We start from the raw sequence: 6,448 nt of genomic DNA, 5'->3' as shown, positions 1-6,448 counted from the left end.
AGGTAAATTACACTAATTAATAACCAAGTTATCAAAATCAGTTCTATTACTGTACTGCTTATACTTTCGAATTTGTTTTTCTTCATTACAGGTACCGTGAATCTTTGACCATATCTACTGCATCCGATAAATGCATTTCATGAATAGCAGTTAGATATCTTGTTACGACTTTTTGGGCATCATGCTCTTGATCAACAGTAGCGTCGAAAGTAGCTTGGTATTTGGCCGACCGACACACAAACATATCTACTATATGATGCATCCCCTTTCAGTTCCAAAAAAGGGACCATTAATACTGAAACGTTCCAATAATTATTTATACACATTTGGGGACGTGAAATAGACTAATTCATTCTCGTTCCTATAAGCATACTTTTAGGGACGAGAATGAATTGTAATTTTTTACATTATTGAGGTATCGCCAGCAAACACGGTTTTACAACGTTAAGGAGCCTTATATTGAATTTCGTGAATCCGCCTTTAATAATGGATACTAACCCACATCATTAAGGCAGATTTATTGATCCAATCGGCCTCAACTGGTAAGTTGGTCCTACTAGGCCTAACATAAAATAAAAAAGGCTGCCACGGCAACCTTTTTGTTTCAACTAATGTACCCGTTAGCGTATCAGTGCGCATTTTAAAATTATTTGAAATACCTTTTAATAGCATTCGAATAAAAGATTTTATCCGTAGTTTTTTCATCAAACAAACGCTGAATCAATTGGATGTTCGCACATACTCAAAAGGTCTTTTTGCTCTTGAATATTATTCTAAGGTATCTGCTCCATCATAAACACTCACTATTCCACTCTATAAGGCTTGTAGAAGGTACGAATTTCTTGGGCTAAAAGCTCTGGCTCTTCCATGGCCGTAAAATGTCCACCACGAGCCATGGTAGTCCAGCGAGTTATATTTAAATTGCGTACTGCCCAGTCTTTTGGTGGTAATACTATATCTGCTGGGAATAATGCAACCCCAGTTGGTACTTTTATATAGCCTAATGACGGCAGAGAATGTGAATTTTCGTAATACATCTGCGTTGACGACCCGATTGTGTTAGTAAGCCAATAAACCATGATATGCGTAATGAGTTCATCTTCGCTAAATCTTTGACGGAGGTCACCTCCACAATCACTCCAAGCTCGGAATTTTTCAATAATCCAACCGGCTAAGCCTGCTGGTGAATCAGAAAGTCCATACGCAAGAGTCTGTGGACGTGTCGATTGTATCGACATGTACCCTCCCTCTAGAGAAAGCCATTCTAATGCTCTTTTCTTGTATTGAAGTTCTTCCTCTGAAAGTTTTACCTGCTCATGGGACGTAAGTAGATCTCTTATGATACCAATATCTGTTAGGTGAATCCCGAATAAAAGTTCAGGATGGTTCGATGCCAGATATCTCGTAACTCCGGAACCTATATCCCCACCTGCTGCAGCAAACTTATCGTATCCTAATTCTTTTGTCATTAATTTAGCCCACATCTCGGAAACCTGATAATTGTTGACACCAGGATGGTCAGGAGAGCTAGAGAACGCAAAACCAGGTAATGAAGGGACAATGACATCGAAAGAATCCTTAGGATCACCTCCATAGCTAGCTGGATCTGTAAGAAGAGGAATAATCTTCTGATATCTAAGGTAACTATCTGGCCATCCGTGGGTTAGAATAATGGGCATGGGATTGGGACCCTTTCCGTACTCATGAACAAAGTGCACATCAACTCCATTGATCTTGCAGCGAAACTGGGAAAAACGGTTTAACTGAGATTCTTGTTCGCGCCAATCATACTGTTCTCGCCAATACGAAACAAGGGATTTTAAATAAGTTAAATCAACACCTCGATCCCAGCCTGAGTTTTCCAATTGATACGGCCAGCGGATGTGGTGTAATCTTCTTTTCAAATCATCAAGGACTTCATCTGCAATGTGAATATGAAAACGTTCAACGGACATTATATTTCTCCTCCTTTTTTGCGCACATCTTAATGATATCCCTTGAACTGCTGTGGTACTATGCTAAAAATCGGGCATTTTTTTCGCCGTGGAGGACTTTAGTAACCTTCCTTATCCTCAACATTTTACAATTATCTTAATTACTTCAGCCTTTTGTTATGACTTCCAATTTCCCAACACCATAACACTTTCCGAAGCGCTCCGATTTTATTTGAATGGTTTTTAGACTAATGTAAATGGCAGCCGATCTTCTGAATTAGCTGTGCCTCTATTTATTTATCGAGATTACTTCGTCACGCTATCTTGCCCGTTAGTACAACATGGCCGATCCATGCCGGTAGCCGTGTCTTAGTTGTTTATTAAGCTATCGTGTCCCGTTAGATCAATTCAAATTTTGCCCCGACCAGACTTACCCGGGCTTATCACTAAGGGAGACATGTTTTGGGTTAATGAATGGACAAATCGGAAATAATTCACTCATACCGTCTAAAGGAGAGAACACATTCATGAATTCTAATGATAATCTATCAGAGCAGAATGCATATTTGAAAGAGCTGAATGCCTTATTTATCCCATTGGACGGAATGGAGAATCTAGACCGCATAGTTAAGGCCATCGGAGATGCAGATATTGTGCTGCTTGGCGAGGCAAGCCATGGGACGTCTGATTTTTACCGAGTTCGGGCCGAGCTTTCGAAGAAGCTAATTGCAAGCAAGGGATTTAACATTATCGGCGTGGAAGGAGACTGGCCCTCTGCTTATCGATTGAACCGGTATGTTAAAGGAATGAAGGGGGCCGATTCTTCGGCAACCGATGCACTGGGTGATTTTACTCGCTGGCCGACCTGGATGTGGGCGAATACGGATATTCGTGATTTCGCGGAGTGGCTGAAGGATTACAATGAGGTGAATCAAGGGGGCGGCAGTGGCTGTCCCAAGGTTGGATTTTATGGCATCGATATGTACTCGTTATGGGAATCGATGGAGGCAATCATCGGTTATTTGGAGAAGACCAAGTCTCCCCAGCTGGAACAGGCCCGCAGGACATACGCCTGTTTTGATCCATATAGCAGGGACCATCAGACTTATGGCATTGCGGCAGGATTGCTCTCGGAGAGCTGTGAGAAAGAAGTGATTGAGCTACTGAAGCAGATTCAGAGCCGGCGCATGGCGTATCCGGGAAGTGAGGAAGAACTAAATGCGGAGGTGAACATGCTCGTCACTTCCAGCTCGGAGGCCTATTATCGTACGATGGTCCAGGGCGGCCCGCAGTCCTGGAATATACGGGACAGACATATGGTTCAATCACTGAAGCGAATCATGTCATATTACGGCGCCTCGGCAAAAGCCATTGTCTGGGAGCATAATACGCATATCGGTGATGCGCGGGCAACGGATATGATGGCTGATGGCATGGTCAATGTGGGTCAGCTGCTGCGGGAGGATCCAGAACATCGTGTATTTGCCGTTGGCTTCGGAACCTATCAGGGCGAGGTACTGGCCGGAAGAGCTTGGGGAGCTCCGGTCGAGAAAATGACCGTGCCGCCCGGACAACCAGGAAGCTGGGAGTATTGCATGCACCAGGCGGGAGGCGGCCGGAATGGCATGGTAATGCTCACCGATGCATCTTCCATGCTGCATACGGTCATTGGCCACCGTGCCATCGGTGTGGTATATGAGCCTGCTCATGAGCGATTCGGCAATTACGTGCCTTCCAGCATGGCGGATCGTTATGATGCGTTTGTTCATCTCGACCGGACCATCTCCCTTCAGCCACTGCCTATCCTTCAGCCGGTTGCAACGGATGCTTTATTTTCAGAATAACAGCTCGCAAGAACCGTCTTGGGATGCAGGGCAGCTGGGTATAGTTTACCGTCAGGCTCCGGATTATAATTATTGACTGGCTCCAAAATAAAACAGCGGCAGGCTCGGACTTTGTTTATATCAGTCTGAGCCTTGGTGAAAACGTTATCTTCTTTTGATGGACGGTACGTCAATTCAACTGCTCCCGAATGTAAGGTCTTGGTATAGACTCTTGATGTTATCTGTAAACAAACGCTTTCCACTCCCCCGTATAAACGGAAAGATCATGATCCGAAACTCGTCGACGAGATCATGCTTCATCAGCGTCCTAACTAACTCGCCTCTTCCAAGCACCAAGATGTTTCTTCCAAGTTGCTCTTTAAGGTTCAAAACTTCTTCCTTGAGATCCCCTTGGACGGGGGTTGCGTCCAATTCATCTGGTGTTGCGTTTTCCTTCTTTAAAATGATTCGAGCAAAGAATCCAGTTTCAAAAGTGGAAATTTCTTATCACCCCATTATAATACTTTGATTCAAGAGATACCCAATCTATTCATGTATGGTTCTCACCTGTGACAAAACTGTCGGATGCTAGTTGCTAGTTCTTCCGCATGAGTAAGGACAAGCATATGATCAGCTCCTTTGATTTCGGCAAACCTAATCTCAGGTACACGCTTGAAGTACTCGGCGATATTATACATATCCGGCCATTCTATTGTTCCTTGTATAAATAACGTACTCGCTGCAATGTTCTCTAAACGTTCAATCGAAGGCGGCTCTGGCCAAAGGACATCAAAGCTCCTCCACTCGGTAAATACCCTTGTCATGTAGTGAGTATGCATTTCACTCAGAAATCTCCGGTGGGGGCTAGCCATCGTAGCCCGATAGATCGGTCCGGCTAAAGACAACTCTACAAGTTTTGAAATATCGGGAGCGGCCGCATTCACCGATGCTATATAATTGGTAAATTCTTGCGAATATGCAAATCCCGTCAATGAAGGGGCAATCACCACTAGCCGCTCAACCATAGAAGGATATGATAACGCAAAATCAGTCGCGACTTGCCCACCGATGGAATGACCAACAAGTGTGACAAGATCCAGTCCGAGATGTTCGAGAAGTTTGCGCAAATCCTCCACAAGTGAAGTCGGCTCTTGCATAGCAGGCGAGCGGCCGGTTCCTCGACCATCGAAGGTAATGACCTTGAATGATTTTGCCAATTCAGGCACCATATATCTCCATACCCTTGAGTCGACACCTCCCGAGTGAATCATGACTATAGGGACTCCATTTCCTTCGATTTCGTAAAAAAGTTCCACCTTGTTCCCCTCCCCAATGTGGTAATATTTTTCTTGATTAACATTTTAATTATGACTGAACATACAGTCTATATTAAAAAAGATATCCACGTCGAAAATAAAAACAATATCTCATTGAATGCCGCGCAATTTGCGGCTTGGAGAGCCTACTTTGCGTAAATCAGAAGTTCTTACAAGGCTTAAAACACCGAAATCCTTGACCGGGCAAAACTTACATTGATATGAAGTCACTTTGAATAACTGCCTTTTAGTTGAATAGCGGCGGATATCAAAAGCGAATTTGCCGCTATTACGTGCTAAAAAAGTCGGTGATAAAGTTCTCTTTTCTGTAATGTACTCCAGTACTAGTTAATCTATCATTATTTTATATGACAATAACATCAACTTTATAAATGCTTCTTTTGGTTTTATGCTTAGCAATTGAGTTGAAGATACATATTTCCTGTCTTGATGACTAATACAAGTAAATCACGTTTACAAAGGACAAAAGACAGGCACAAGATTATAAATTCACTAACAATTTAGGGTAAACGTAACCTAATTGAAACCGCCCATCCAATAACCGGATGGGCGGTTTTTACATACTACTTTCCTGCTCCTTTATCACCTGCTCAACCCCCAACAGAATCAGCTTCAATCCGAACTCAAACGCTCCGTCGGTCCCCATCAGCTCGAACAGCCCGTTCGTGAACATCCTCCGGAATAGTCCCACTTCTGTCTCGCTCATGGAATTCAGAAGGTGAATCATCTCCTCACCCGGAAGCGCTCCCTGGTCCTTGAGGATAGCGGAGACATTACGCTCATGCTGATAATCGTCTAGGACGAAGTAGGAGACATAGTTCACAAGTGTAGTAACCACTTGTATTTTCTGCTCTTGCTCAAGCGGCGTCGACTCCACGCAGAGCAGCATACGGTTGGTGAACCGGATGATGTCCGGTTCGTGGGGCAGCGTCATCATCATGAGCTGCGTGGAGCAGGGGTACCGGTAGAGCACACTCCGCATCGTTACCGCAAGCCCCGTCAGCTGCTCCTTCCAGTCCCCCTCGGAATGAAACTCCTCCAGAATAATTTTCGATACCTGGTTGGCCAAGCGCTGATAGAGATTCTGCTTGCTCTTGAAGTACCAGTACAAAGAGGGAGCCTGAATCCCTAGCCGGTCGGCCAATCGTCTCATACTGAATTTCTCGATACCCTCCTCTCCAAGAAGCTCCCACGAGGCTTCCAAAATCTTATCCTCCGAAATTTGAGGCTGCTTTTTTTTCATCGGTATCCGCCCTTTTATCTAACAGTGTAAGTTTATGCTTTACAGGTTCATAGGTTCATGATATCATCTAACACTGTAAGGCACAACCTAACACTGTTAGACTGAAGGACA

The 6,448-nt window shown here is 44.1% G+C and carries 5 protein-coding genes and 1 pseudogene; 1 reads left to right on the top strand and 5 read right to left on the bottom strand.

Features of this window, described 5'->3' with window-relative positions:
* Positions 1–646: 646 nt before the first annotated feature.
* Positions 647–765, bottom strand: a pseudogene (locus tag ACWGXJ_RS05325) (amidohydrolase family protein); the annotation flags it as partial.
* 38 nt (positions 766–803) lie between these two features.
* Complete coding sequence (locus ACWGXJ_RS05320; RefSeq protein ID WP_452566340.1) at positions 804–1,955, bottom strand: epoxide hydrolase family protein; 1,152 nt, start codon at positions 1,953–1,955, stop codon at positions 804–806.
* A 506-nt stretch (positions 1,956–2,461) separates the two neighbouring features.
* On the opposite strand from ACWGXJ_RS05320, the gene ACWGXJ_RS05315 reads away from it, so the two are divergent.
* Entirely contained in the window at positions 2,462–3,778 is a 1,317-nt protein-coding gene (locus ACWGXJ_RS05315; protein ID WP_452566339.1) for an erythromycin esterase family protein, read from the top strand.
* Positions 3,779–3,952: 174 nt separating this feature from the next.
* Here ACWGXJ_RS05315 and ACWGXJ_RS05310 read toward each other — a convergent pair whose 3' ends face one another.
* The 3 genes from ACWGXJ_RS05310 to ACWGXJ_RS05300 form a co-directional block, all read right to left on the bottom strand.
* On the bottom strand, positions 3,953–4,189 hold the full coding sequence (locus tag ACWGXJ_RS05310; protein WP_452566338.1) for a dihydrofolate reductase family protein: 237 nt from the start codon (positions 4,187–4,189) through the stop codon (positions 3,953–3,955).
* A gap of 131 nt (positions 4,190–4,320) precedes the next feature.
* Complete coding sequence (locus tag ACWGXJ_RS05305) at positions 4,321–5,073, bottom strand: alpha/beta fold hydrolase (protein WP_209950015.1); 753 nt, start codon at positions 5,071–5,073, stop codon at positions 4,321–4,323.
* A gap of 577 nt (positions 5,074–5,650) precedes the next feature.
* Positions 5,651–6,337 carry a TetR/AcrR family transcriptional regulator gene (locus tag ACWGXJ_RS05300; protein WP_061831738.1) on the bottom strand — a complete coding sequence of 229 codons (687 nt, stop codon included), beginning with the start codon at positions 6,335–6,337 and terminating at the stop codon, positions 5,651–5,653.
* Positions 6,338–6,448: the final 111 nt, after the last annotated feature.

The organism is Paenibacillus sp. S33 (genome assembly GCF_053615415.1).
Note: the sequence above shows the minus strand (reverse complement) of the source record. Positions and strands in the feature narration are given on the sequence as shown.

Bases quoted from the DNA above. Each gene is read 5' to 3' on its own strand.
- ACWGXJ_RS05300 (WP_061831738.1), bottom strand. From the start codon at position 6,337: ATGAAAAAAAAGCAGCCTCAAATTTCGGAGGATAAGATTTTGGAAGCC.
- ACWGXJ_RS05320 (WP_452566340.1), bottom strand. From the start codon at position 1,955: ATGTCCGTTGAACGTTTTCATATTCACATTGCAGATGAAGTCCTTGAT.
- ACWGXJ_RS05315 (WP_452566339.1), top strand. From the start codon at position 2,462: ATGAATTCTAATGATAATCTATCAGAGCAGAATGCATATTTGAAAGAG.